General features: G+C 54.1%; 19 protein-coding genes. 13 read left to right on the top strand and 6 right to left on the bottom strand.

Going from position 1 to position 25,610, the window contains the following annotated elements; genetic code table 11:
- Nucleotides 1–205 precede the first annotated feature (205 nt).
- Together C5Y83_RS05705 and C5Y83_RS05700 are read left to right on the top strand one after the other, a co-directional pair.
- The gene (locus tag C5Y83_RS05705) at nt 206–622 is read left to right on the top strand and encodes a hypothetical protein (RefSeq protein ID WP_105328688.1); all 417 of its coding nucleotides are present in this window, start codon (nt 206–208) and stop codon (nt 620–622) included.
- Between the two features lie 53 nt (nt 623–675).
- Nucleotides 676–1,545 carry an alpha/beta fold hydrolase gene (locus C5Y83_RS05700; protein ID WP_105328687.1) on the top strand — a complete coding sequence of 290 codons (870 nt, stop codon included), beginning with the start codon at nt 676–678 and terminating at the stop codon, nt 1,543–1,545.
- A 53-nt stretch (nt 1,546–1,598) separates the two neighbouring features.
- Here the strand turns inward: C5Y83_RS05700 and C5Y83_RS05695 are convergent, their stop codons facing one another.
- Nucleotides 1,599–2,417: a hypothetical protein gene (locus C5Y83_RS05695; protein ID WP_105328686.1), complete on the bottom strand. Its 819-nt coding sequence runs from the start codon at nt 2,415–2,417 to the stop codon at nt 1,599–1,601.
- A 191-nt stretch (nt 2,418–2,608) separates the two neighbouring features.
- Between C5Y83_RS05695 and C5Y83_RS05690 the strand changes: the two genes are divergently transcribed.
- Entirely contained in the window at nt 2,609–3,796 is a 1,188-nt protein-coding gene (locus C5Y83_RS05690) for a hypothetical protein (protein ID WP_105328685.1), read from the top strand.
- A gap of 96 nt (nt 3,797–3,892) precedes the next feature.
- Here the strand turns inward: C5Y83_RS05690 and C5Y83_RS05685 are convergent, their stop codons facing one another.
- From C5Y83_RS05685 to C5Y83_RS05665, 4 genes are all read right to left on the bottom strand, one after another.
- Nucleotides 3,893–4,384: a hypothetical protein gene (locus tag C5Y83_RS05685; RefSeq protein WP_105328684.1), complete on the bottom strand. Its 492-nt coding sequence runs from the start codon at nt 4,382–4,384 to the stop codon at nt 3,893–3,895.
- Nucleotides 4,385–4,810: 426 nt separating this feature from the next.
- Nucleotides 4,811–5,980 carry an EF-hand domain-containing protein gene (locus C5Y83_RS05675; protein WP_105328682.1) on the bottom strand — a complete coding sequence of 390 codons (1,170 nt, stop codon included), beginning with the start codon at nt 5,978–5,980 and terminating at the stop codon, nt 4,811–4,813.
- 40 nt (nt 5,981–6,020) lie between these two features.
- Nucleotides 6,021–7,199, bottom strand: coding sequence for a PepSY domain-containing protein (locus C5Y83_RS05670; RefSeq protein WP_105328681.1), 1,179 nt, complete (start codon nt 7,197–7,199; stop codon nt 6,021–6,023).
- 78 nt (nt 7,200–7,277) lie between these two features.
- Nucleotides 7,278–8,285, bottom strand: coding sequence for a DUF1559 domain-containing protein (locus C5Y83_RS05665; RefSeq protein ID WP_105328680.1), 1,008 nt, complete (start codon nt 8,283–8,285; stop codon nt 7,278–7,280).
- Nucleotides 8,286–8,626: 341 nt separating this feature from the next.
- Here C5Y83_RS05665 and C5Y83_RS05660 point away from each other — a divergent pair, with 341 nt between their 5' ends.
- The 7 genes from C5Y83_RS05660 to C5Y83_RS05630 all read left to right on the top strand — a co-directional run bounded on the left by C5Y83_RS05660 (nt 8,627) and on the right by C5Y83_RS05630 (nt 19,449).
- Nucleotides 8,627–9,088 carry a hypothetical protein gene (locus tag C5Y83_RS05660; protein ID WP_105328679.1) on the top strand — a complete coding sequence of 154 codons (462 nt, stop codon included), beginning with the start codon at nt 8,627–8,629 and terminating at the stop codon, nt 9,086–9,088.
- A gap of 129 nt (nt 9,089–9,217) precedes the next feature.
- The gene (locus C5Y83_RS05655) at nt 9,218–9,637 is read left to right on the top strand and encodes a hypothetical protein (protein WP_146117648.1); all 420 of its coding nucleotides are present in this window, start codon (nt 9,218–9,220) and stop codon (nt 9,635–9,637) included.
- A 221-nt stretch (nt 9,638–9,858) separates the two neighbouring features.
- Entirely contained in the window at nt 9,859–12,516 is a 2,658-nt protein-coding gene (gene mprF, locus C5Y83_RS05650) for a bifunctional lysylphosphatidylglycerol flippase/synthetase MprF (RefSeq protein WP_146117647.1), read from the top strand.
- Nucleotides 12,517–12,741: 225 nt separating this feature from the next.
- Nucleotides 12,742–15,459, top strand: a complete 2,718-nt coding sequence (locus C5Y83_RS05645; RefSeq protein WP_105328676.1) for a cation-transporting P-type ATPase — start codon at nt 12,742–12,744, stop codon at nt 15,457–15,459.
- Between the two features lie 88 nt (nt 15,460–15,547).
- Nucleotides 15,548–17,110, top strand: a complete 1,563-nt coding sequence (locus C5Y83_RS05640; RefSeq protein WP_233207117.1) for a sulfatase-like hydrolase/transferase — start codon at nt 15,548–15,550, stop codon at nt 17,108–17,110.
- A 54-nt stretch (nt 17,111–17,164) separates the two neighbouring features.
- A complete protein-coding gene (locus tag C5Y83_RS05635) occupies nt 17,165–18,235 on the top strand; it encodes a sialate O-acetylesterase (RefSeq protein ID WP_105328675.1) in 1,071 nt (356 codons plus the stop codon).
- Between the two features lie 26 nt (nt 18,236–18,261).
- The gene (locus C5Y83_RS05630) at nt 18,262–19,449 is read left to right on the top strand and encodes an esterase (protein WP_105328674.1); all 1,188 of its coding nucleotides are present in this window, start codon (nt 18,262–18,264) and stop codon (nt 19,447–19,449) included.
- A gap of 71 nt (nt 19,450–19,520) precedes the next feature.
- Here C5Y83_RS05630 and C5Y83_RS05625 read toward each other — a convergent pair whose 3' ends face one another.
- On the bottom strand, nt 19,521–20,132 hold the full coding sequence (locus C5Y83_RS05625; protein ID WP_105328673.1) for a hypothetical protein: 612 nt from the start codon (nt 20,130–20,132) through the stop codon (nt 19,521–19,523).
- A 230-nt stretch (nt 20,133–20,362) separates the two neighbouring features.
- On the opposite strand from C5Y83_RS05625, the gene C5Y83_RS05620 reads away from it, so the two are divergent.
- The 3 genes from C5Y83_RS05620 to C5Y83_RS05610 all read left to right on the top strand — a co-directional run bounded on the left by C5Y83_RS05620 (nt 20,363) and on the right by C5Y83_RS05610 (nt 25,595).
- The gene (locus tag C5Y83_RS05620; RefSeq protein ID WP_105328672.1) at nt 20,363–21,832 is read left to right on the top strand and encodes a sulfatase; all 1,470 of its coding nucleotides are present in this window, start codon (nt 20,363–20,365) and stop codon (nt 21,830–21,832) included.
- Between the two features lie 75 nt (nt 21,833–21,907).
- Nucleotides 21,908–23,755: a glycerophosphodiester phosphodiesterase gene (locus C5Y83_RS05615; protein ID WP_105328671.1), complete on the top strand. Its 1,848-nt coding sequence runs from the start codon at nt 21,908–21,910 to the stop codon at nt 23,753–23,755.
- Nucleotides 23,756–23,987: 232 nt separating this feature from the next.
- Nucleotides 23,988–25,595: a family 43 glycosylhydrolase gene (locus C5Y83_RS05610; protein ID WP_158262246.1), complete on the top strand. Its 1,608-nt coding sequence runs from the start codon at nt 23,988–23,990 to the stop codon at nt 25,593–25,595.
- The last annotated feature ends 15 nt before the right edge of the window (nt 25,596–25,610 follow it).

The following is a 25,610-nucleotide window of genomic DNA, read 5'->3' as shown; positions in this document are numbered from 1 at the left end:
GCAATGGTCCTTACGATGATCAAACGCTCGTAGTCGAACAGATCGAAGTTTAACGATAGACTGCTTCACTGTCACCTTGCCAGCAGGAGAGTTTACGCGTGAAACCATTTCACCTCTCATTTCTGGACAACTAGATTTCGTTCTCAGCCACTGTACGATAGGACGGTGAAAAGTAATACCATTCAAACGTAACACGGCATATCTCATGAAATACGACGATGCGAGTTGGCATTACGGCGGAGAAGGGTTTCCAGAGGACTCACCGGAAGAATATGGTGGTGTCCATATCGGATTGTTTCTCCGTTTCTGTTTTGTTATAGGTTGGGCAGGCGAATTGCATACGTCGGAAGAGCCAGAAGAGGTGGAGGATGTGATTTCAGGAAAGACGTCCGGAACGGACTTTCTTTTTAAGAATTGCGACGGCAAATTGACCGACGAAGATTTTAACGACGAGGGTAATTCGTTCGCTTCCGCATACTATGGCGACGATGGCAACTACCTTGCAGATCTCGATGCCAGCTTCGGCCGTCTTATCTATAACTCGCCTGAGTCGGGATTTGATTTCAATGCCTATTCCAAGATGATCGAGTCCCGGATTGCCAGCGGAACACTCACCAACTAAGCAGAAGCGTTGGAAGCAAAGTGTTCGATAATTCTACGAATGCGTGACACACTGTGAAATCACAACTTTGCAAAACGCCGGAGGGACGCGAGCGGCTTGAGGGGTGGTATGCTCGCTTTTTGGCGAAGGTCGACCGCCCGGTAGAAGCCATTTCGGTGCCGACTCGGTTTGGTGAAAACCACGTTTTGATCACCGGACCGGAAGATGGCCCGCCGCTTGTGGTGCTGCATGCGATGCGGACCGGAGCCGCGTTTCTTCTGGCCGAGCTTCAGCCGCTGTTAAGTCGTTATCGCGTCTACGCGCCCGATCTGCCTGGGCAATCGATTCGAGGCTTGGACGTACGTCTGCCGTTCAAAGGGGATGCGTGGCGCGGTTGGATTGGCGACGTTTTCGACGGACTGCGTCTCGACAAGGCCAACTTGTTCGGCGTCAGTTGGGGAGCCTATGTCGCTCGCGTGGCCGCCTCGAGCATGCCCTCACGTGTCGAGCGATTGGCCCTGTTAGTGCCGGCCGGAATCGCCAACGGTTCGCACTTAACCGGTCTGATGAAAATGGCCTTTCCGATGCTTCGCTATCAGTTTCGACCGACGCAAAAGAATCTCCGTCAATTGCTGGCGCCAATCGTTTCGACCTGGGATGACAATTGGGGCGGGTACATCGAGTGCTCGCTGAAAGATTTGAAGATGGACCCGCGCATTCCGCCTGTTGCCACCGTCGCCGAGTTGAAGCAGCTAACAATGCCCGTCCTGGCGATCACCGGGGAGGATGACATTTCGTTCCCTGGCCAGTTGATCGCGCGACGACTGAAAGCAGAAGTCCCTCAAGCCGAGGTGGAAGTCTTGCCGCAGTGCAAACATTGCCCGCCAACCACGCCTGAGTTTCGTGAATGGATCGCAAACCGACTCATGAACTTCTTTGGATGATGTGATGACCAGTATGGTCGCTATGCCGCGCCGCACCGTGCGTTCGGGAGCTCTCAAGACGGCGATCTTAATTTGGTGTCGTCGGGTCGCGGAATGCTTTTCACGTGCGTCCAGAAGTCGTTGTCCATGTCATCGCAAAACTGTTTCAGCAAACGCCGCATGTAAAACATCTTAGCGGCCAGTAACGCTTCGGTTTCCGCTCGTTGGTCCAGGTAACGGGGATGCAGCAGCATGTGGGCGAATGTCTCGGCCTTGTCTTCTTCGATCCCGGTCGTGGCATACTTGCTCAGAAAGCCCGCAACCTTATCTGTCAGGTGAGACATGGTTCGATCCCCTTGAGCATTCCGCCCACCGGTTCCGTACTGAAACGAATCGGGCAACAAGCGGGCCCAGGCATCGTCCTGATAGATGCGTCCGTCATCGTGGACGTCGATCATGTGGAACAACTCATGATGGATCACTAGCTGCTTGTAAGAGGTCGTCGCCCACGAGACGACATCGTAATACATCGTCTCGTTTTCCCAACTCGGAATCGCACTCCGCTTCTGCCCAGCAAAATGGAGATCGCAGCACAACACAATGCGCCGCACCTTCGCCTTTTCGACCAGTTTCGGCGGGTAGAGCTTAATCTCTGGCAGGAACACTTTCAGATAGTTATCTAACTGCTTCTGCGAAACGGCCTGGCCACGAATCTTACCGTACCGACAGTCTTCCTCCAGCAAACCACGGGCGACTTGCAGGTCGAAAGTATAGGCGTCGCGTAGTTCGACCAGGTCGAGTTGCTCCAGCTCGTCACTCCACGCCAGCGAACTGCTTGCGAGTAGCATCAGAATGACCGCGGGGACGATCTGTCGGGAGCCAAGAAGTGCCATCTCAAATGCCTCCGAGGACAAAGCGGGCGGCCATGCAAGTCGGGCCATCGGTTATCGGGTAGATGCAGGCATCATCGGCCCAAAATCCCCACAACCTGCGGCATAAACGTATTTTTAGCAACGTGAGAACCGTTTCCCGGTATGATTCGTCTAATTAGCAACCATCCCTAGAAACTCCATGGAGATTGCCAATGATCCTCCGAATATCTGTAACACTGGCGGTTTTCGCTATCTTAATCTGCCCAACACTTGCCGCCGATCCGCCGTCCGAAGAAAAACCGCCCCAGGTCTGGTCGGGTAAGCAGCAAGACGAATCGTTGCTGAAAAAGTTTACCCCAAAAACCGAGTTTATCGCCGATGCTGACGCCTGGGAGAAGCTATGGAAAGCATGGCGACCAGGGGAAGAACTACCCAAGATCGATTTCTCCAAATCGCTTGTCCTGGTCGGCACGGCATATGGACCCAATCGGGCGAACATGCGGCCCATGACCGACGACGATGGGAATTTGAAATTCGTCGTCTTCAGCACGAAGATCGGCGGGCCAGGGTTTGGGTATACATTGATGGTCGTCGATCGCGACGGAATCAAGACCGTCAACGGACATGCAGTGCCGGCCGTAGACGAAGACAGTTCGCCCGCCAAGGTCGCTGACTCCATCAAGGTGACCGTTGTCGGCACGCTTCGCACCGGACTAGTTGCTATCGGCGGTGAGACAACCGGAACCACCATTACTTCGAATGGAGTTACCTGGGAACTCGACTTCGGCAAACATACCGAGATGCGCGATCAGGCTGAAAAGCTAGATGGCAATCAGGTAGTTGTTACCGGAACGCTCCAGCGCCGCGCGGGGGTCGAAGTGGCAGAACGCTGGATCGTGACGGTCAGCAAATTGAAGCGGGCAGGGGAGGAGAACACATCCGCCGTCCCCGCCACAAACGATTCGTTGATGGCAAGTGTCGCTCAACCAGGAACCGAGATTCGATTCCTCACGGAGGACGCAACAACCGTGATCGACATCACGAGTGAGTCAGGCCTCGGTAAATTATCGATCGATCGGAAGTCCAAGGATTGGCCAAAACAAATTCATGTGCGGCTACATCTTCACGGGCTCGAATCGTTTCAGGCAGCGAGAAATGACGGCGTGTTCGAGTGGTCGATTGCTAGTGGCGGCGACCACGGCCAACGTATGACCTGGCGTTCCGGTCGCGAACACTCGAAGCTGGTACCATCAAGCTCGTCTTATACCGAAGTAAAAATGGTCGGAGGCGATTCCATCCCTTTAAAAAACGGATACTTTGAAGTCCCCTTGCCAGAAGCACTTTTTGCCACGAACCCAGACCAAATCAGCCTCCGATGGATTGATTTTTACCGGAATTAGCCGCTTCGAAAAAAGTCGGCCCCGCAAGCCTAGCCTGGGCAGCAATTGGCCAGACCCGCGGGGCGACGAAGCCTTCTAGATGGTGACGCGATCGACTTACATCAGGGTCGACGAGAACCCCAACGAGCGAGTCAGCGTGAGGTAAAGGGCGATCTTCACACCCATCTCTAGTCCAACGTCTTGTGTTTGGTAACCGAGTTGCGAGGCGATGTTGCCGAACTCGTTGACAAACTGTTGCGCGGAGGTGCTGTCCATTCCCAACGCATATTGGGCATATGCTTGCACGATCGTTTCCACGTTGTTGATCGACGTAAGCGGATCGGTTGTGGTATCCTCCTCGTCCGAGTCATCGGCGTAGGGATCATCACTTGACTGCCCGTCCTCCTGACCAAAGTCGGGCGGAACGGTATCAGGCAGCGGGATATATTCAGGTGGTGTTGTCGTGTACTGGGGCGGCGTGGTTGTGTATTCAGCCGGGGTCGTGACGTATTCTGGTGGCGGATCGGTTCGACTAAGTTCCTGGGCTGATGCGGAATACGCGATTCCCAACAACAATACGATCGCGTGTATGGTAACGATGGATGGCATAACCGTGTTCTCCTTTTGATACACGTAGTCATGTCGACGAGACGAAGCTTGGTTGTTGGGGCGTCTTGCCTCGTATCTCTCGGGTTGGGTCTACCGCGGACTCCCCCGCGACTCAAAATGGGCTTGGCCAGAGTCATCGCAAACGACGTGCGCAAAGTCGAAGAAAAATCGCATTCCCGCTTTGTCACATACAAAGTTGGAAATCTACGAACTTTAGGTACAGATCGATCCCCTAATCTAAAAGCCGACTCACCAACACATGGTCGCAAGCAATACACGCTGGAGCGAATCGAGTCATTCGCGTCAGAAGGCGATACCATGCATGGCTAAACCGACCAGACCTCGGATAGGTAACTGCACACAGTACAAAGAAAGCCCACGCGGGCGTGGGCCCATGTTTTCGTTCAATCGTGAAATGCTAACCGATTATCGGCGTGCAAGGCGTCGATAAATGGTCGCATAGAAAGCCTCGCAAGGCAGAGGCTCTTCCCCCGAAATTGCAAGCAAATCCGAGAGCTCGGTCGATCCAAGCTTGGTGACTTCGTCCGCTGAGATTTGCTGGTCGCGGTTCGCGTCGAGATCCGCAAACTCCAAGCAGTAGCCCAACGCGAGAACGCGACGACCGGTTTGTTGCAGAACTTGTTGCTTGATTTCTTCTTCCGTGATCGCGCCATCCTGATCGGTATCTTCACGGTTGAACATCATCCGTGTGCGGCGATCAAAGCCATCTTCATCCAGCGTTGCCGGATCGTCGGATTCGACTTGGGCGGCGAACTCGGATTTGCTGATCGCGCCATCTTGATCTTTGTCGAGCGTCATTCGCGCTTGGGTCAGGCGTTCGACTTCCTGGGACAAAGCCAATTTGATCTCCGGCAGTTCAATCACCCGATCACGATTTTGATCAAACGAGACCAACAACGCCGCGTCTTCGGATGTGGTCGCAGTCGGAGCACCACGATTACCACCTCGCTGTCCTCCTGGTCCCTGTCCACCTCCTCCATGGCCTCCGCCGCCATGGTTGTGGCCACCACCGGCGGACATTGAAGCACGCATCTCTTCAAAGGCTGCTTGGAACTCCTCTAGGCTGACTTCGCCATCTTCCGCGTACTTCGACCCGGTCAGACGAGCATTGATCTCGTCTCCCTTCAGCAAGCCATCGCCGTCTTGATCAAACGATTTGAATCGTTCCACGGGATCGAAACCGCCACGACCACCTCGCCCACTTGTGGGTGACGCCGCCTGTCCTTGTGAAGCTTCTCCTCCGCGACCACGACGTCCACCTCGCGATTGCCCGCCTGCTTCCGATCCACTGGCATCGCGCGACATGCCTCGCCCACCGCGATTACCTTGTCCTCTTCCTCGACCAGTAGAGACCGACGATTCCGAGTTCGACTGCGCACCGAAGCCGAGTGGTCGGACCGCACGAATCACGTTCAACAAGGGAACCTTGCCGTCGTTGTCGTCGTCGATCGCCGTCAAGCTTTTCTCGAGCAAAGCGGACATGCCGTCGAGTGTTGGCTGTTCAGCTTCCGCCGCAATTGCCGGCGCGGACCAGCTTAATCCGAGGAAAAGGGTAAAAAGGTAAGCATTTCGCATCCGAGGAATCCTGTTGGCCTGAAGTGTGAGTGGAGTTGTGTTACGAGCGTTTTTGTGACGGAACCGACGCGACCTCATCGACGTCCGCTTCAGCTTCGACTTGAGCCGCTGGCGGGCGTCCACCTTGCGGTCGACCACCACCGCCGCCCCCTCGACCACGCCCTGAAGTCGCCAAGCTATCGTGCATGCCAACCATCAAAAGTGTGGCGCAGATAACGCTTGCCACCAGGAAGCCACCACCCCACAAACGGGTTCGCTTGATCTGCCACCACATCAAGATGCCAGACACGCCCCAGAAGACCATCGAAAGGAACATCAAATCGACCATCAACGCCCAGAACCAGCGAACATTCCAATGAGGCGAATACATGCGGGCTAAGTGCAACCGTTGCAGAAAGCTCTTCGTTTCGATCTCTGGCTTAGCATCTTCCCGCAGCGCGGTAACGCTTCCGTTACCCAAGTTGCACGTCACGATGCACGGGACTCCATCCACTTCGGCGGAGAAGGTTAGGTTGGCCGATCGTCGCCCTGGAGAAGCGGTGCCTGAGGGAAGCCCCAGGTCGGTGAGTACTTGTGGGGTGACCTCTTGTGCTTTGGTCATCGCATTTTCAGGAACGATAACCGAAGCCACATTCTGCAGCGGATTGGAAGGGAGCTCGTCGGCGACCACTTCGGTTTCGCTTTCGTTACGGAACGTCGTGCGGACTTGCCCCGATCCGCTGACAGGATCAATTTCAACATCATGTTGCGCACCGTCAGCCGAGACGGAGAAGCGGAGATAGCTGGAATATTCGGCAGCACGAGCATCGGTCAGCTTGATCTCCGGACCGTCGACCAAGAAAGACTCGATATTCAGTTCGTCGACAATCTTCGATGCAATCGCGTTGGGCTGGGGCAGGGAAGCCAGCTGTCCATCGGCCACATCGGAAGCCTGAAACGTAGTGACTTGATCGCCGGTAAAGTAGCCAGGATGATTGAAGAACCAACCGGTGAATCCATAAAGCAAAACCCACGGCAACATGAAGATGCCGGAGTAAAGGTGCACGCGACGGATTAGCTTTAAACATTCATTCGATGCCTTCGACAACCAGCTTTTTGGCTTGGGAGTCGGTTTCCCCGTTTGGCCGCGCTTCACGCGAGCTGCCGCAAGGATCGAAGCCGTATCCCCTGCCGATGTTGATGAATCGGCAGGTGCCGCAGGAACTTCCGTCGTTGACATCTATCGGTCCTGTTTGGAAAAAGAGAATACCCATCAGGCGACGATCTCTTCGTATCGCTTGAGGCTCTCGAATATTGCTTAATACTCGCCGACGACCTGGCCGTCGTTGCGGGCGAACAAGCGACGCTGGGTCGCGGCATTGATCGTATCTGGCAGGAAGTGAACGCTTCCGTCAACGAAGGCAGTCATCGCCCCGCCGGGGTGATTGCTGCGTGGTCCCATGACGATGTAGGCTCGAATCGACATGTCGGGGAAGCTGCTGTTTGGCGTGATGTAGCCGTTGATCGCACCGCCGCCGCTGCCAAAGCCGCGGATCCAAGCCGTACCCCGTTGACCATCCCAGCCGGTGACTTGCCCCAAGAAGCCCGACAAGTCATTGGCATCGTAGTAAGCACGCATCGCCTGCATGTCCGAGATATTACGGCCACTGCCTCCCGCGATGTACTTTTGCATGCTTCGCGGATCTGGCGTACTAGTCGCTTCGTAGCCTGGCCCCATCAAGGTTTCCGCAAAGGCAACGGTATTGGAGGTTCCGTCAGTAACATCACGGAACTTGACCTTGGCTCCGGCCCACGAGATTCCGTCGGTCGGATCGCCGAAACTGACGTATTCGCCAGAGCCACTTCCTACGTTCACGCAGTAGTTGATGCCGGCATAATCAAAGGGACCACCGCGGGCTGTCTCAACTGTCTTCACGGCAGGCGAATCGTCGCTGGGGCAGTTGAAGAATTCGACCGGCGTTTTTGCAGGCAAAACGTGCTCGGGACTAACACCGTTACGGGGATGCCCCAGCGGGATATCAAAGTCGATCAGGTCTTGCAGATTTGCTTGCTCGCAGAATGGGAGTAGCTGCGCTTGGACAGAAAACGAATAGCTAATCGATTCCCCGATCGGCGGAAACTGCCGCATGGCACTCTCGTAATTGTGCATCGAGAGAACGATTTGCTTCAAATTGTTCGAGCACGACATCCGCCGAGCGGCTTCACGTGCTTGCTGCACTGCCGGCAGCAAAAGGGCAATCAGAACGCCAATGATGGCGATAACAACCAGCAATTCAACAAGGGTAAACCCACGGCGACCGCGCATCGCTTGGTAGTCTCCAGCTTTAGAAAAATAGGTTCAGGGAACTCGAACGATCTAAAGCTGGCTGGTCCGGGGGAGGGTTTAGCTGGCGGCTGTATCGAGAATGATTCTCAATACCATAAAACAACCTTTCTCGATTCGTCAACCACCAATGGGTGATTAGGTTCAAAAAAATTATTCCACATCGCGTCTCAGACTAAAACTAATTCGGATCCGCTGTCGTTAACCAACGAACAGTTTTCTCGGTACCTAATTTGACTCTTGGTTCCCGAGCGCGTGATAATGCGGCTCTGACGTTGAATCGTTTCCTGCCCCGAACTCTCCGAATCGAAAGGCTCATATTTATGAAAGCCCGTTTCCTCCTTTCTGGTGTCGCCTTACTTGCAGTCATGGCGCTTACGGTGGTCGCTGCCGAGATCGATCTGACTGACGTTAAATGCGTCATGAACCCCAAGGCACCTGCCAAGGCAGAAAAGTCGGTTGACTACAAAGGTGGTGAAGTCTTCTTCTGCTGCGATAACTGCCCTAAGGCTTTCGCTAAGAAGATTGAAGGTAAAGACAAGTTGGTCATGGCCAAAGCCAACCAGCAGCTAGTTGCTACCGAACAAGCCAAGCAAGCCAAGTGCCCATTCACGGGTGGCCCGCTGAAGACCGAACTGACAGTCAACGGCGCGAAGATCCAGTTCTGCTGCAACAACTGCAAAGGCAAGGCAGAGAAGCTGGAAGGTGATGAGCAACTGACCAAGCTGTTCGGCGAAGAAGCTTGGGAAAAGGCTGAATTCGAAGTTGCCGACGCGAAAAAGTAAGCAGTGTGGTAGCACCGAGATTCATTGGTGCCAAACGCTTTTGAACCCTGACCGATCACATCTCGGTCGGGGTTATTTTTTGTCCTTTCTAATCTGCTACTGACAGAAATGCTTAATGAATCGCCATTCTTGACCGTTGCCTTGTTGGAGGAAGTGTTCTCGGAATTCGTATGGCCAGAGCCGTATGTTCTGAAGGACGATGGGCCAGATGGCGTTCAAGTCGCTTTCCCCAAGACCAACTTCTATTTTCACGAGTGTCCTGAAGGAGAAGTCATTGTCCAATTCTCACCGCGAGATACGCTGGGAGAAAATGGCCTACATTTAGGACACGCCTTGCTGGTATTCGTCCCGTTAGCCGAGCGCCGCACACGGCCAATCTCGCCAGGCCTGATTACGAATGAGTCGCCTTTTCCCTCGCCGCAAAAGACTCGGGATGGTATTCATAATGCATGTATTAACATTCTGACTCATTGTCGGCATGTCATCGGTGGAGATTACTCTTGGGTGCCCAAGTATCTCGAAATGCGCCGTAGCGATGCCTGCACTTAGGTCGTCGATAATGCGGTCTGCAGTCTATGCCAAGCCGCTTGCTCCCCACTTGGTAGCAAGGTGAGACGAGAAAAGGCTGACACCGATTCGATTCCGTCGCCAAGTTCCTCCGATAACACCCTGGGCTCAGGGATTGTATTCCGTAAAATAGTGCGTCGGGAAGCGATTTCGAAACGTATTCTTTACGGTCGTCATTCCTTGACCGTCTAAGCGAGCTATCTGTGACGCAGCCACCTAGTTCCCCCATGGAAGAAGAACCGGTGCCGCCGGCATTGGCGAGCGAATCGACCGACATCGCAGCTACCCCGCAGCAGACCTGGCTCCGTTGGCTGACTGAGCATTACCACACGCTGCTTAACGTTCTCACGGTCGCCATGTTTGGCGGATCGTTATGGTTGTTGCATTACGAGTTTCGCAACATCCATCCTCATGACGTTGCGGAAAGCTTCGAATCGCTTCCGTGGCAGGTCATTGCGTTATCGCTCGGCTTCACACTGCTCAACTATGCCGTGATGATCGGTTACGACTGGCTGGCCGTCCACTTGATCGACCACGTTCTCAAGTTACGCCAAGTCGCGATCGTATCATTCCTTTACTATTCATTCAGCAACACGCTCGGTTCCGTCTTCGGAGGAACCCCGATCCGTGTGCGACTGTACGCCAGTTGGGGCATGTCGTCGCCTGAGATCGTTCGCATGATCCTGCTGATCGCGACGGCGTTTTGGATGGGGCTGTTCACGCTTGGGGGAACGTTGTTCCTGCTGACGCCGTTCGATATCCCAGCCCGTTTCAATTTACCGCTGGCCACCAGTCGCCCTCTCGGCGCAATCTTATTAAGTACGGTAGGGCTATTCTTCATCCTGTGCTGGGTACGGCAACGGCCGATCCACTGGATGAAGATCAACTTTCAGCCACCTCCGCTGCGAATTGCTTTGGCACAAACGTTTGTCTCGGCGACCGACTTCATGTGCGCCTCGGCGGCCCTGTACGTCTTGCTGCCGAAAGACGCGCAGATTAGCTTCCTTCCCTTTACCGCGATCTTCATTCTGGCCGTGATTGTGTCGCTGGTAAGTCACGTTCCGGGCGGGCTGGGGGTGTTGGAATTAGTCGTCGTGACGATGCTTCCATTTTCCAACTCGCACGGACTACTTGCTTCGCTCTTGGCGTATCGTGTCATCTATTATCTCCTGCCGCTCACGGTTGGACTTTGCATCGTCGGCGTGGCCACCTTCCGTGAACATGCCAGCACGGCAACGGCGATCGGACGCGAAGCTGTGCGGTGGACGATGGTCATCGGACCACGCGTGGTGACGGGCGGCGTGTTTGTGGCTGGACTGATCTTGTTGATCTCTGGTTCCCTACCAGCCTCGCATGGTCGCATGGCCATGTTACGCGAGTTTCTTCCGCTGCCAGTCGTCGAGGTTTCGCACTTATTAGGCAGCGTGATTGGGGCACTGTTACTTGTATTAGCTCGGTCCTTACAACGGCGCATCGATGCCGCTTGGGTGTTGACCTGTATCCTTCTGGGGCTTGGCGTGCTCGTTTCGCTGGCCAAAGGATTCGACTACGAAGAAGCGATCATCCTGTTCGTATTGCTGATGGCATTGCTCCCTTGCCGCAGTCACTTTTTCCGTAAAGGGCAACTCCTTTCTCCTAGCCTCTCGCCGACTTGGCTCTTGGCTGCCATACTATCGCTAGGATTGATGTTTTGGATTGTCATGTTTGCCTACCGACATGTTGAATACAGCAACGATCTGTGGTGGGAATTCGCGTACCGACACGATGCCCCGCGCTCGCTACGGGCTTTGCTCGCCGCTGCGGTGACGATCGCGATCTTCGCCGTCGCCAGCTTGCTGCGGGCTAAACCTGTTACGCCGACGCTGGCGACCGAGGAAGAATTGGCCGAAGTAACCGACTTGGTTGCGGCAAGCGAAGCATGTGATGCCAACCTTGCCCTGTTGGGCGATAAGCGATTTGTCTTCAGCCACGATCGCCAGGCTGCCGTAATGTTCGGTTGCCAAGGGAACTGCTGGATCGCGATGGGAGATCCCATAGGACACGCCGAATCGATGGACGATGCCGCTTGGAACTTTCGCGAAGCATGCGACGCGGCCGGTACTTGGCCCGTCTTTTACCAGGTAAGTCAATCGTCGTTGGCCCGCTACGTGGAAATGGGGCTCACGATGATCAAGCTGGGAGAAGAAGCCCGCGTTCCGCTGACTGACTTCTCATTGGCTGGCGGCAAACGTAGCGGTCTACGTCGAACACATAAAAAGGTCGAAGAAGCAGGAATCACATTCGAGATAATTCCACGAAGCAACGTCCCGCAAATTATGCCACGTTTGAAAGAGATCTCCGATGCTTGGCTCGGTGACAAAGCGACCGCCGAGAAGGGTTTTTCGCTCGGCTTCTTTAATGAAGCTTATTTATCCCGTTACGACATTGCGTTGGTACGGGATTCTCAAGGGATTGCAATCGCCTTTGCGAACATCTTGCCGGGGGCGAATCATGAGGAGCTTTCGATCGATCTCATGCGTTACGTGCCCGACTCACAGCGGAATGTGATGGAGTACCTTTTTATCGAATTGATGCTGTACGGTCACCATCAGGGATACCATTGGTTTAACCTCGGCATGGCACCTCTTTCTGGTATCGAAGCGAACCGCCTAGGCCCGCTATGGAATCGCGTTTGTAGCTTAGTCTTTCAGCATGGCGAGCACTTCTACAACTTTCAGGGACTGCGCAACTACAAAGAAAAGTTCGATCCCGTATGGTCTCCGAAATACTTGGCAAGTCCTGGCGGAATCGCCCTTCCTCAAGTCTTAACCAACGTCGCCACGTTGATTTCGGGTGGATTAGGAAAGCTGTTACACCGATAACTTCGCAACCTGTTTTTACTCCACCAAAGCAATGCACCAGCCTGCTTCACTAACCCGCAGTCATATCTGGCTTCGATCGCCTTGTGCCGCTTCGTAGGGCGTCGTACAAAGAAGGTTGACCGACCTTGGCCATGGAAACTCTGTGGCGAATTCACCTCGGACGCAACAACCGCAGCCAGCCGCATGGCACCTGTGCGGCGGGTTGAGACCTTGAGGAGCAGTACCATGAGTCGGCCTGAGACAGAGCAGTGGTATCATTTCGAAACCGACGAGATCGCCTCGCGTTGGGAAACAAGCTCTGAGCAAGGATTGCCGCTGCTGGAGGTAGCCCGGCGCCGCAATCGCTTCGGGCCGAATCAGCTAACTCAGGCCAAAGGGGAAACGAAGCTTCGCGTCTTCATCCGTCAATTTCAGCAGCCGCTCGTCTACATTTTGCTGGTCGCCACCGCACTCACCTTGGTCCTCCGCGAATGGGCCGACGCCGCCGTGATCTTCGGCGTGGTGCTAGTCAATTCCATTATTGGCTATGTTCAAGAAGCGAAAGCTTTGAAAGCTATCAGCGCGCTGAGCAAGGTTCTCAGCAGCGATGCAAACGTGGTTCGCGGTGGCCAAGTCTCGCAAATCTCGGCAGCAGATCTTGTTCCTGGCGATTGCGTGAAGTTGCAATCGGGCGATCGTGTTCCAGCCGATATTCGCCTACTCCATCAGCGCGACTTACAGATCGACGAATCGGCCTTGACTGGTGAATCGGTCCCAGTCGAAAAGAGTGTTACCGCGCTGGCCGAGGGAACGCCGCTAGCCGAACGCACCAACATGGCGTTCTCGTCGACGCTGGTCACTTACGGAACTGGTACTGGGATCGTGGTCGCGACTGGCGATCATACCGAAATCGGGCACATCAACAAACTGATCGCGACTGCCGACGTGTTGGAAACGCCCCTGGTTCGCCGAATCAACGAACTGAGTCACACGCTACTTAAAGTTATCCTCGTATTGGCCGCTTGCGTGGCGTTTTCCATCTTGCTACGTGGTGAGCCTGCGGTGGAAGTTTTACTAGCCGCCGTCGCCCTTGCCGTCGGTGCGATCCCTGAAGGTTTGCCAGCGGTGGTGACGGCAACGTTGGCACTTGGTGTTTCTCGTTTGGCCAGTCGCCGCGCGATTGTCCGCAAATTGCCGGCCGTGGAGACGCTTGGCAGCACGTCAGTGATTTGTTCCGACAAGACTGGAACGCTGACGCAAAACCAAATGACGGTCCGTCGTATTTCAACTGGTAATCAGCAATACGACGTGGACGGATCAGGCTACGAAGCTAAGGGAAGTATCACTGCCGCCACGACAAGCGATATCGCGCCGGTTGACGATCATCAACTTGTCGAGATGTTACGTGCCGGCGTGCTTTGCAATGATACACGCTTGGTATCGGTAGGGCACAGCGAATGGAAAGTCGAAGGAGATCCGACGGAAGCGGCGCTGTTGACTTCGGCCCTAAAGCTTGGCCTGGAAGGACACGTCGCCAATAGCGAATTCCCCAGACGCGACGCAATTCCTTTCGAATCGCAATACCAATACATGGCCACGCTTCATCAATCGCACGCTGATCAAAGCGTTGCCTACATCAAAGGTTCCGTCGAGCGGTTACTACCACGTTGCAAACTTTTAGCCGATGGAAGCCCTGTCGACTCAGCTGCTATCGAATCCCAAGTCGCCGAAATGGCCGCGGATGGCCTGCGTGTGTTGGCCTTTGCGAAGAAGACGTTTCCTGCCGACAAGACCAATCTCGAACACGACGATCTGACCAGTGGCTTGGAGTTGTTGGGGCTTCAAGGGATGATCGATCCTCCTCGACCGGAAGCCATCAAAGCAGTGGCCGCCTGCCAGAACGCAGGGATCAAGGTCAAGATGATCACTGGTGATCATGTCGGTACCGCGACCGCGATCGCTGGACAACTTGGGTTAGCGGGGCGTCGAAATGACGAGAACACTGGCCTGTTCGGAATCACCGGCACACAGTTGGAAGCACTATCTGATCGCGAGTTGATTGACTCCGTAGAAGAGATCGCCGTGTTCGCAAGGGTGTCGCCGGCTCAAAAGTTACGATTGGTGGAGGCTTTGCAATCGAAGGGAAACGTAGTCGCGATGACCGGCGATGGGGTCAACGATGCCCCTGCATTACGCCAAGCGAACATCGGAGTCGCCATGGGGATCACGGGGACTGAAGTGACCAAGGAAGCCGCTGATATGATCCTGACCGATGATAACTTCGCGACCATCGAAGCGGCCGTCGAAGAAGGGCGGGGCATCTATGACAACCTGAAGAAGTTCATTGCCTGGACGCTACCGACGAACCTAGGAGAAGCAGGCATCATTCTCGTCGCCGCGTTCCTTGGATTTCAATTACCGATCACTCCACTCCAGATATTGTGGATCAACATGTCAACCGCGATCTTGCTAGGGGCGACGCTCGCATTCGAGCCGAAAGAGCCTGGGTTGATGGCGCGTCCGCCCCGCGATGCCAACGAACCGATTCTCTCGGTGACGTTGATGTGGCGAACGTTATGGGTCGGGGCGCTTTTGGTTCTGGCGACTTACGGTGTCTTTGCGTTCAAGAAATATCTCGGTGTCGAACTTGAATCGGCTCGTACGGCAGCTGTGAATGTCATTGTCATGGGGCAGGCCGCTTACCTGCTGACTTGTCGCTCGCTGCGGCACTCGATGTTCCAGCTCGGCATATTTAGCAATCCACTGGTGTGGGCAGGCATCGCCGCCATGATCGGCTTACAAGTGATGCTGACTTACGTGCCTCTGTTGAATCAGATCTTCGAGACTCAACCCACCACGTGGCGACCATGGGCGTTGGCATTCGGTACCGGATTGGTCCTCTTCCTACTATCCGAAATCGATAAGGCTTGGCGAAGTGTCGGGGGTGTGAAGGAGGCCTCGTAGCGGGTATTCCTAAGTTTTCCCGCGACCTGCTTTAATTCGCCGTCGGCATGTGCGATCCTGAGAGGCATCTAATACTTGGGAGAATAACGTGCCTCGTCCGAAACGTCTAGCGATTTCATGTCGTATGATCATTGCCGCAATGGTCCTGTTTGCTGCGGCAGGCAGGTTATCAGCAGAACAAACGCTACCCAATATTCTGGTGATCTACGCCGACGATCTAGGGTACGGCGACGTCAGTGGTTACAACTCGGAAGCCAAGGTCACAACTGCCAACCTCGATCAGCTAGCGAAAGAAGGAATGCGTTTCACCGACGCCCACAGCCCTTCCACCGTCTGCACACCTTCTCGGTATGGCGTGATGACGGGGCGGATGCCATTTCGCTTGAACTACCGGGGTGTCTTCGTCGGAGTAGGCGGGCCATGTCTGATCGATAACGACCGGCTTACGTTGCCAGAGATGCTCAAACAGAGCGGGTATGCCACGGCGATGTTTGGCAAGTGGCACATTGGACTCAGCTTCTTCGACAAAGAGGGAAAGCCGATCGATCAGCGGCGCGATTTGAACGGAGTAGAAAAGGTTCGTGCGACCGACTTCACCCGCAAGATCCCCGATGGCCCGCTGGCGCATGGGTTCGACCAGTTCTTCGGGACGGCCTGCTGCCCAACGACCGATTGGCTATATGCTTGGATCGATGGAGATCAGATTCCGGTTCCGCCCACGAAAGTGCGTGCGGCCGAACCGCTGCGTGACTTCTTTCCTTATGCCGGAGACTGCCGCCCAGGGCTCGTCGCAGACGACTTTGATTTGTTTGAGGTCGACTTGGTATTCCTTGAAAAGAGCCAGGCATTTCTCAAACACCATGTCCAGAAGCATCCCAATCAGCCGTTCTTTCTCTTTCACTCGACGCAGGCCGTACACCTACCATCCCTTCCTGCGAAAGCGTTTCAAGGCAAAACGAATGCCGGCGTTCATGGTGATTTCATTTACGAATTCGACTGGGTCGTTGGCCAATTGTTGAAGACTCTCGACGAATTAAATGTCGCCGATAATACGATGGTGATTGTTACCAGTGATAATGGACCGGAGACAATCACCGTGCTCGATATGCGGAAGCGTTTCGAGCACGACGGTGCACACCCATTTCGCGGTATGAAACGAGATCAGTGGGAAGGCGGCCATCGTGTTCCGTTTATCGTCAGGTGGCCTGGTAAGGTTGCCCCTGGAATGACGTCCACGGAAACCATCTGCCAGACTGATCTGATGCGCACGATCGCTGACATGGTGGGAGTTACCATTCCACAAGGCGCCGCCGAGGATAGTTTCAGTTTCTTACCTGTGCTTAAGGGTGAAAAATACAGTAATCCCATTCGCCCCTATACCTTGCACACAACCATCAACTTGAGCATGGCAATTCGCCAAGGCGATTGGAAGTATCTAGATCACCCCGGTTCTGGCGGTAACAATTACCAGCAAGGGGCGTTGTCGATCTATAGATTGGAGGATACCGACCCGACCGCCCCGGGGCAACTTTACAATTTGAAATCTGATCCTGGCGAAACAACGAACGTTTACTCGCAGCATCCTGAAATCGTGAAACAACTAAAACAGCAGCTCGAAACCAGCAAACAGCAAGGTCGAAGTCGACCGTAGCACAACTTTTCTTAACCGATCCCACTCACTCCGCTTCTCTCTGAGGAATCTTTCATGCCACGCATCACACGTATACTTCCGGCAGTACTATTGCTGTTTAGCTTTGGAACAACCAGCTTATGGGCAGAAGATACCTATCAGGTTTTCATCCTGGCAGGTCAATCGAATATGGAAGGAAAAGCAAGCAACGAACTGCTCGAGCATCAAGCGACCGACGAGAAGACCAAGGAGTTCTATGCTGAATTTCGGAAAGATGATAAATGGATCGAGCGTGACGACGTGATGATCAAGTTTCTTAATCGCAAAGGGCCACTTACCATTGGCTACGGATCTCCCAACAAAACTGGCCTCGAACTGGCGTTTGGGTTTGCGATGGGAGAGGCCTACGACGAACCAGTCCTGTTGATTAAGACTGCCTGGGGCGGGCATTCTTTATATCAAAAGTTCCGTTCCCCCAGCGCCGGCATGCCGAGCGAAGAAGTCCTGCAGGAAGAACTCGCCCAAGCTCAGAAGCGCGTCCAGAACAATAACGAGAAGCGAAACCGCAATGATCCCCTCCCGACTATGGAGCAAATCAAATCGGAATACGGTATCTCGTATCGCGCCATGCTGGGGGAAGTCGACAACACTCTGAAGAACGCGGGCGAATTGTTTCCAGAATTGAAAGGAAAAAAGCCCCACATTGCCGGATTCGTCTGGTTTCAAGGTTTCAATGACATGTTCGGGGACTACGCCCCTAGCGAGTACGCACAGAACATGAAGCATCTGATTCACGACATTCGTAAAGCTTGGAACTCGCCGAACTTGCCAGTCGTTATTGGTGCTCTCGGTCAGAACGGCTCCGGCGAACCGCAAGCAAACATGAAGAAGATCCAAGACGCCCAGTTCGCAATGAACCAAGTTCCCGAGTTTGCCGGTAATGTGAAGACGATCGCAACCGACGAGATGGTCGACAAGACGGCCGAAGACCTATTCCCTGGTTGGCAAGATCACTTCGAAGAATGGAAGCTTGTCGGTTCGGACCGACCTTACCATTACTTGGGCAGTGGCATCTGGTATAGCCGTATCGGCAAGAAAATGGCCGAGACAATGCTCGAACTGAAGAAAGAAGCGAGTCAGAACTAAACCCTCATCAAAACCGAGAATTCCCCATGAAATCAATCCCGATCGCATTGTCCTTCATCACTATTGGGTTGCTGCTTTACCCGAACTTGGCCCAGGCCCAACCAGGTCGGCAGCGTTCTCCACGGGTTGTCTCTCCGGAAGTGCTGGAAGACGGCAAGATCGCATTTCGCATCCTGGCACCTGAAGCGAAATCGGTTCGCCTGGTCAGTTCTGACCTGGGGAACCTTAGCGAGAACGGTGCCCTGACCAAGAATGAAGAAGGGATCTGGGAAGTCGAGATCGGACCGGTGAAAACGCCAGGACCGATCCGCTATCGGTTCAACATCGATGGCGTTACCGTTGCTGACCCGGCCAATCGCGAGACGAGTGAATCGAACACCACCGTCTTCAGCCTGGCCTATGCCCCAGGTTTGGAATTCATGGAGCTTCGCGATGTGCCGCATGGCCAAGTAGCGGAAGTGACCTATCACTCGAAGACGCTCGACCGATTTCGCCGGATGCACGTCTACACACCACCGGGATACGAGAAAGGAAACGAGTCATACCCCGTCTTCTATTTGCTGCATGGGGCGTCCGATAGTGATGACTCTTGGTCGACCGTGGGGCGGGCGAATTTAATCATCGACAACATGATCGCAGCCGGTGAAGCGAAGCCGATGATTGTGGTGATGCCCGATGGTCATGTTGGTCGGATGGATCGCCAACAACGCGGCCTGCAGATGCAGGACTTCGTCAAAGAGTTCGCCGACGACATTGTGCCGACCATTGAAAAAACGTTTCGAGTGAAAGAAGGTCGCGCGAATCACGCAATCGCTGGGCTTTCGATGGGGGGCGCTCAGACATTGGACATCGCGCTGAACGACCTGGATGACTACGCCTATGTTGGCGTTTATAGCTCAGGCATCTTTGGCCTGCGCCAACGTAGCGCCGACCAGCAGAACAATGGCCCGACCTGGGAAGAACAACACATCGAAGTGCTGAAGAATCCAGATCTTAAGGATGGCTTGAAGCTGTTTTGGTTCTCGACCGGTAAAGATGACTTCCTGGTCGACGTCTCGCGGGCCTCGGTGGATCTGTTAAAGAAGCATGACTTCGACGTTGTTTACGAAGAAACTGACGGCGGTCATACCTGGATCAATTGGCGAAACTATCTGCGGAAATTTGCGGCACAGTTATTCCAAGACGAACCGGCCAATACGGAAGCGAGCGAGTAAGCCGCAGGCCAAGCCGTTCTATCGTTGACACGCTCCAGCGACGCCGCGCCTCGTCGCCGGAGCGTTTTTTGTTAAGTCATCTTCATTAGTGGTGGTGTGTGGGCAACATGATGTCGTTCCACACGATCCCGCAAGTTCAACAATTGCTTCCGCTGCATGACAATGTGAGCCGGTCCGAAGAACATGTTGGTGAGAATACGGAACCACCACGGATGAACCACACCACGTGTGCGAACGATCAGTCGCGTTCCTTCATTGGTTTCTCGTAATACAAACACCCAGGTCGAGCGAAGGTAGGCAGGTGGCGGTGGATCGTCCCACGGCAGGTTCGCGATCTGACCTGCCTTTAAATAGGCACCTAGCAGAAAGACGTGGGGACGATCCATCTGCAATACTTCGAAGCCGTAATGACTTCCTGGTCGCGAAGGGATGATATCACCGACTTGGGTCGACTGATATTCTTCGACAATCTGATTGGCACTGTGACAATCACCGTTGTCCAGCCAATCGTAGCTGTAATAGCCGCCGCGGTTGCATCCCATTTGGACGAGCCACGGCCAGACGTCACGCGTCGGGGCATGAATAGTAATTGCGTACGTCGAGCAGTTTTGGACTTCCGTTATCAATTCATCGCCCGGAAGACCTTGCTTCTGCTCCTTCTTGGTTGCGAACCAATCGAACATGATGACTACCTTCCGATAATGGGGGTTACCTAATAATTATCGATTGGAAGGACCGATTCAGGTATCGAGTCGCTTCTGGTTTTATTATGGTGGAATCCGCCATGCTGGACTTAAGTTGTTGCTGGTTGAGCAACTTACGTTGATAATGGAAGCGCCCCTCTCCTCAGTTTTCCGTCGAGGCGACGGTACCGCCCGCCCGTCTCATCCTCAATTACTACGCCGTTTTGCCCATGCCTCGACTTACCACGCTTTTTACAACCTTTTGCCTCTTGATTGCCGCCGTCGGTTCGACACTGGCTGCAGACAAACCGAATGTGCTTCTGGTGCTGACCGACGATCAAGCACCTTGGGCTTTTGCTACTGCCGTTAAAGCAGGCGAGTTCCCCGACGTGCCGGTTCCCTTCACGCCCAACTTCGACCGCCTAGCCACCGAAGGTGCGCGTTTTACGAACTTCTTTTGCACGACTCCGGTTTGCAGTCCCGCACGCGCTTCGCTGTGGACTGGCCGTTACGCGAGTGAGCTCGGCATTCCGGATTTCATCCCACAACCTGGACACAAGCTGTACGATCCTAAGTCACCCGTCGCACTTGATCCCAATGCTACGACCACCCTGGCCGAGATGATGAAGTCGGCCGGGTATCACACCGGTCTGGTGGGCAAGTGGCATCTCGGGGATTGGACAGCCGAGGGAAACGAGCATTTCCATCCGACCAAGCACGGCTTTGATTACTTTATGGGGCTGACCGGTGGTGGCACCACGCCTGACAATCCAACGCTGGAGGAAGACGGACAGATCCGTGAGTTCGAAGGACTCACCACCGACATCCTGACTGATCGAGCAGTCGATTTCATCAGGCAGAATCAGAACCAGCCGTTCTTCCTGTGCCTGGCCACCAGAGCTCCGCATGGCAGGTGGTTACCCGTCGCGGAGGAAGACTGGCAGCCGTATGCCAAGATGGATCCAACCATTCCCGCATTCCCCGGGCTGAACGTCAAGAATGTCAAAAAGATGATGCGCGAGTACTTAGCCAGCACATCGGGTGTCGACCGCAATTTAGGCCGATTGCTCGATACACTCGACGAGACTCACTTGGCAGATGAAACGATTGTCATCGTCACGTCGGACCATGGCTTCAATATGGGGCATAACGGAATCTGGCACAAAGGAAATGGAATTTGGGCCACCATCAAGCGTCCACCAGGAGAATGGCATAACGGCACACGAGTAATCTCGGACAAGTATCGCCCAAACCTTTACGACAACTCGCTTCGCGTGCCAATGGTGATTCGTTGGCCAGAGAAAGTCGCCCCTGGTTCCGTCATTACAAGGTCGGCAACAAGTTTGGATCTCTTTCCGACGTTATCGCAAATCGTCGGCTACACGCCAAAGGAAAAGCTGGCAGGAAGAAGCCTCGTGCCCCTCCTCACAGGACTGACTCCCGAAACGTGGAACGACGATGTCTATTCTGAATACGACATGATCCACTATGCGGTCGCCTCGATGCGTAGTTATCGCACGCCAAACTACAAGTTAATTCGTGATTCACACAATAAAGATCGCGATGAGTTTTACGATCTAAAGAACGATCCGGGCGAATCCAACAATTTGATTCGAAATCCTGATCCGCAGATTCAAGCCGAAATCAAACGTCTCGACGAGAAGTTACAAACTCACTTAGCCGATCGCGCAAAGAAGTAGTTTTCGCATCCCCGGGCAAATTGGCTATCATGTGCCCATGCTCCATTGTTCAACGCCACGTTAACGAAATCTGCCATGAGCCAATTGTCTTCCGAGGTCGTTCGCAGTCTTGCTGCGAGTTGGCGAACGCTTGTCGCGACCGATCTGCTTTACAAACTGCTCGCGTTCATTTTGCTGACGCCGCTCTTGGGTAGTCTATTCCGACTTATGTTGGCGTTCTTTGGGAACGATGTTCTCTCTGATACCGACATCGTTCTCTTTTTCCTAGGCCCAGCCGGATGGCTTTGCCTGCTGGTGGTGGGAACCTTGTGGCTGGCAATCGTAGTCATCGAGCAAAGCTCGCTATTAGGCGTGATCGCTGCCAAGGAAGCTGGCACCAAGCTGACACCGATCGGAGCTCTCCAATTCGCGGCTAGTCACGGCGTGTCGATACTACGTCTTACGCTGCGACTAATCATCATCATTGTGCTGGCGATCGTTCCCTTCCTGGCAATCGCCGGGGCAGTTTACTTTTCACTGCTAGGCGAATATGACATCAACTATTACTTGAAAGAGAACCCACCTGTTTTTCGCATCGCCGTAGGAATTGGAATCGTCTTAGCGGTCGGTCTAGCAGGTCTGTTATTGTGGCTTGTCGCCAGTTTTCTGTTTGCACTTCCGTTGGTCCTTTTTGAAAACGTCAGCCCGGTCGAAGCGCTCAAGCAAAGTCGAATTCGGGCCCACGGTTTCCGTAAGCCTCTGCTCGCAGCGTTAGTCCTATGGAGCGTGGCAGTCCTGGCCGTGTCGACCTTCGCGTCGACGCTTCTCGGCTGGATCTGGCACTACCTGGTACCCGACTCGACCTCGTCACTCCAGTGGCTCGTTGTTTCGATTGGGGTCGGGCTGTTATGCCTTTCGTTGATCAATCTCGCGTGTAACCTGTTCGGCACAACGACATTCGCCGCGATGCTGTTTACTTGCTATCAAAAGCTCGGGGCAGGGGACCAGCGGAATCTTGCGGAGGTCTTCTCGCATCCCCCTGGTGATGACTCGGCATTACGAATCACGCGTCTTCGGCTGGCTAGTGCAGCGATCGTTGGTGTGCTGATCGCTATCTTTATCGGAATTGGTAGCCTCGAAAGCGTTCGCCTGGAGGACGACGTTCAGATCATGGCGCATCGCGGGGCTTCAAGTGTTGCTCCCGAGAACACGATGGCAGCGTTCCGTCAGGCGATTGAAGAAGGTGCCGACTGGATTGAACTCGACGTGCAAGAAACGGCCGATGGTGAGGTCATCGTTTATCACGATAGCGACTTCATGCGATTGGCAAAGAATCCGTTGAAGGTTTGGGATGCCACAATGGAGGATCTTGCCGACATCGACATCGGTAGTTGGTATGGCCCAGAGTTCAGTGACCAACGCGTACCCACTTTGGCCGAAGTGCTCGAAGAGTGCAAAGGGAAAATCAAAGTCAATATCGAGCTGAAGTATTACGGTCACGATCAAAAATTGGAACAACGCGTGGCTGATATCGTCGACCAGCAAGACATGGCCTCGCAGGTCATGGCCATGTCACTCAAACGGGAAGGGGTCGCCAAGATGAAAGCGATTCGCCCCGACTGGAAGGTAGGGCTGCTCATGTCCGTAGCAACGGGCAATATGAAAAAACTGGAAGCCGACTTCCTGGCCGTGAATGCCAGCTTCGCCGATGCCGTGATGATTCAAAGTGCCGAAGACAACGGCAAAGACGTTTACGTCTGGACAGTCGATGATGCCCCCACGATGTCGACGATGATCAGCCGTGGCGTGAAGGGGCTACTTACTAATAAGCCGGCACTGGCACGCTCGGTTTTGAAACAGCGAGCCGAAATGAGTGCTCCGCAGCGATTACTCTTGGAGTTTACCAGCCTGCTCGGAATCCCTCCTTCGATCAAAGAGCAATAGGTTGAGCACCGGCCCTCAAACATTGGCAATCTCAATTCGCCTGAGATGCTTATTGCTGACCAAGCTTTCCCAACGGAAACCGCTTAAGTCCTGCGTTTGGCCGTCGTCAAGCGGTAGCCAAACGATGGCTGTTTCAACTATTCTTGGTGAGGTAATCGCCATCGAATGCCGTTCTCATACAGACTAATTCGTTGGCCTAGATCATCACGCCCCCACCAGGATGTTCGTTTCGATGTACTCGCGATTCTCCGCTATTTCAATATGCACTGTTCAATCGGCCGCGTTGGCCTTTTTGATGCTGGCTTCCTTAGCCATACCTGCCACGGTTCAGGCAGAAGAGCATGAGCGCACTTTTGTAAATCCCGTTTACGCCGGCCAGGATCCGTACCTGATGGTTGGTCCCGATGGTGCCTACTATCAAGCTGCCAGCCTACGTTCTGACCGCGCGCTCGCTGTTTATCGCAGTGAAAGTTTGACCGATCGTGGCATCCATCGTGTCGTATTCGAAGCTCCTGACGAAGGACCTTATCGCGACCAGTTCTGGGCGCCGGAAATTCATTACCTCGACGGGAAGTGGTGGATCTACACCTGTGCCGACGACGGCGACAACGCGAAGCATCGCGTCGTTGTTCTGGTCGCCGAAACGGATGACCCACTGGGTAAGTACAAGATCGCCGCCGAACTCGAGACACCAGCTTGGGCAATCGATGCCACCGTATCGAAATTTCCTAATGGTAAACGCTACTGCATCTGGTCAGGCTGGCCGGAAGGAACGACGCCTGATTCGACGCAGCACCTATTTATCTCGGAAATGGAATCTCCCACCAAGCTGGTCGGCCCCGCCGTCGATATTTCGACCAAGATGTACCCCTGGGAAACTTCCGGCCGTCCTGATGGTCTGAACGAAGGTGCTCAGGTCATTCACCGCAACGGCAAAACACTGGTTTTGTATGCTGCAAGTGGATCGTGGACGCCGGACTACTGCTTTGGTTTGATGACGCTGGAAGGGGACGATCCACTGGATGCTTCGGGCTGGGTAAAGCAAGAGAAGCCGTGGTTTTCAAGAACGGCGGACGTTTACGGTCCAGGGCACGGTTGCTTGATCACGTCGCCCGATGGAAGCGAGGATTGGCTTGTCTTTCACAGTTCGATCGATCCGAAGGGCTCGTGGAATCGCTGCATTAGCATGAAACAAGTTAGCTGGAATGACAATGGTTTGCCTGTAGCAGGCAAGCCAACATCATGGAACACACCAGTCCCTGTCCCAGCTGGTGAACCACCACTGCAGGCGGGCGGGAAGTTGACCAATGCCTTCGATACGCTCGATCGTTGGGAACTTTTACACTTCTACAATGGAAACACTCTCCGGCTTCGTGATAATCAACTTAGCGTGAAGGCCAGTGCCGATCGTCGCTATGGTGATAAGCTTATCCTCCGTGGGCTAGAGTACCGCGACTTGACGGTCGAGACACGTATTCGCTTTGATCGTGAAGAAGGAACGGCAGGGACAATCGTCCGCGTGACCGATGCTGGCATTGGTCGATATAACTTCCGTGGCTACAGTGCGCAACTGAGTTCGACCGGCGAACTGATTCTAGCCAAATGTGACGGCAACAAGCTCACAGTCCTCGCCAGCAAAGAAGTGTCAGTCACCAAGGGTCGCTGGTACGATCTTCGTGTCGTGGCCCAAGGAGAACTTCTGGAAGTTTACCTCGACGGAGCAAAGCAGCCGCAGCTTTCGGCGGAAGACGCGACCTATCCTAGTGGTCAAATTGGCGTGCGAGCGATCGATGCCAACGTGACGTTCGATACTTTTTCGGTAAGCACCACGGCTGAGTAATAGCAGCTTAACGTA

Source organism: Blastopirellula marina, assembly GCF_002967765.1.
In the GTDB taxonomy this organism is placed as follows: Bacteria; Planctomycetota; Planctomycetia; order Pirellulales; family Pirellulaceae; genus Bremerella; species Bremerella marina_A.
This window is presented reverse-complemented; position numbering and strand designations above follow the sequence as displayed.

Bases quoted from the DNA above. Each gene is read 5' to 3' on its own strand.
- C5Y83_RS05705 (WP_105328688.1), top strand. From the start codon at position 206: ATGAAATACGACGATGCGAGTTGGCATTACGGCGGAGAAGGGTTTCCA.
- C5Y83_RS05695 (WP_105328686.1), bottom strand. From the start codon at position 2,417: ATGGCACTTCTTGGCTCCCGACAGATCGTCCCCGCGGTCATTCTGATG.
- C5Y83_RS05690 (WP_105328685.1), top strand. From the start codon at position 2,609: ATGATCCTCCGAATATCTGTAACACTGGCGGTTTTCGCTATCTTAATC.
- C5Y83_RS05685 (WP_105328684.1), bottom strand. From the start codon at position 4,384: ATGCCATCCATCGTTACCATACACGCGATCGTATTGTTGTTGGGAATC.
- C5Y83_RS05675 (WP_105328682.1), bottom strand. From the start codon at position 5,980: ATGCGAAATGCTTACCTTTTTACCCTTTTCCTCGGATTAAGCTGGTCC.
- C5Y83_RS05670 (WP_105328681.1), bottom strand. From the start codon at position 7,199: ATGTCAACGACGGAAGTTCCTGCGGCACCTGCCGATTCATCAACATCG.
- C5Y83_RS05665 (WP_105328680.1), bottom strand. From the start codon at position 8,285: ATGCGCGGTCGCCGTGGGTTTACCCTTGTTGAATTGCTGGTTGTTATC.
- C5Y83_RS05660 (WP_105328679.1), top strand. From the start codon at position 8,627: ATGAAAGCCCGTTTCCTCCTTTCTGGTGTCGCCTTACTTGCAGTCATG.
- C5Y83_RS05645 (WP_105328676.1), top strand. From the start codon at position 12,742: ATGAGTCGGCCTGAGACAGAGCAGTGGTATCATTTCGAAACCGACGAG.
- C5Y83_RS05635 (WP_105328675.1), top strand. From the start codon at position 17,165: ATGCCACGCATCACACGTATACTTCCGGCAGTACTATTGCTGTTTAGC.
- C5Y83_RS05630 (WP_105328674.1), top strand. From the start codon at position 18,262: ATGAAATCAATCCCGATCGCATTGTCCTTCATCACTATTGGGTTGCTG.
- C5Y83_RS05625 (WP_105328673.1), bottom strand. From the start codon at position 20,132: ATGTTCGATTGGTTCGCAACCAAGAAGGAGCAGAAGCAAGGTCTTCCG.
- C5Y83_RS05620 (WP_105328672.1), top strand. From the start codon at position 20,363: ATGCCTCGACTTACCACGCTTTTTACAACCTTTTGCCTCTTGATTGCC.
- C5Y83_RS05615 (WP_105328671.1), top strand. From the start codon at position 21,908: ATGAGCCAATTGTCTTCCGAGGTCGTTCGCAGTCTTGCTGCGAGTTGG.
- C5Y83_RS05610 (WP_158262246.1), top strand. From the start codon at position 23,988: ATGTACTCGCGATTCTCCGCTATTTCAATATGCACTGTTCAATCGGCC.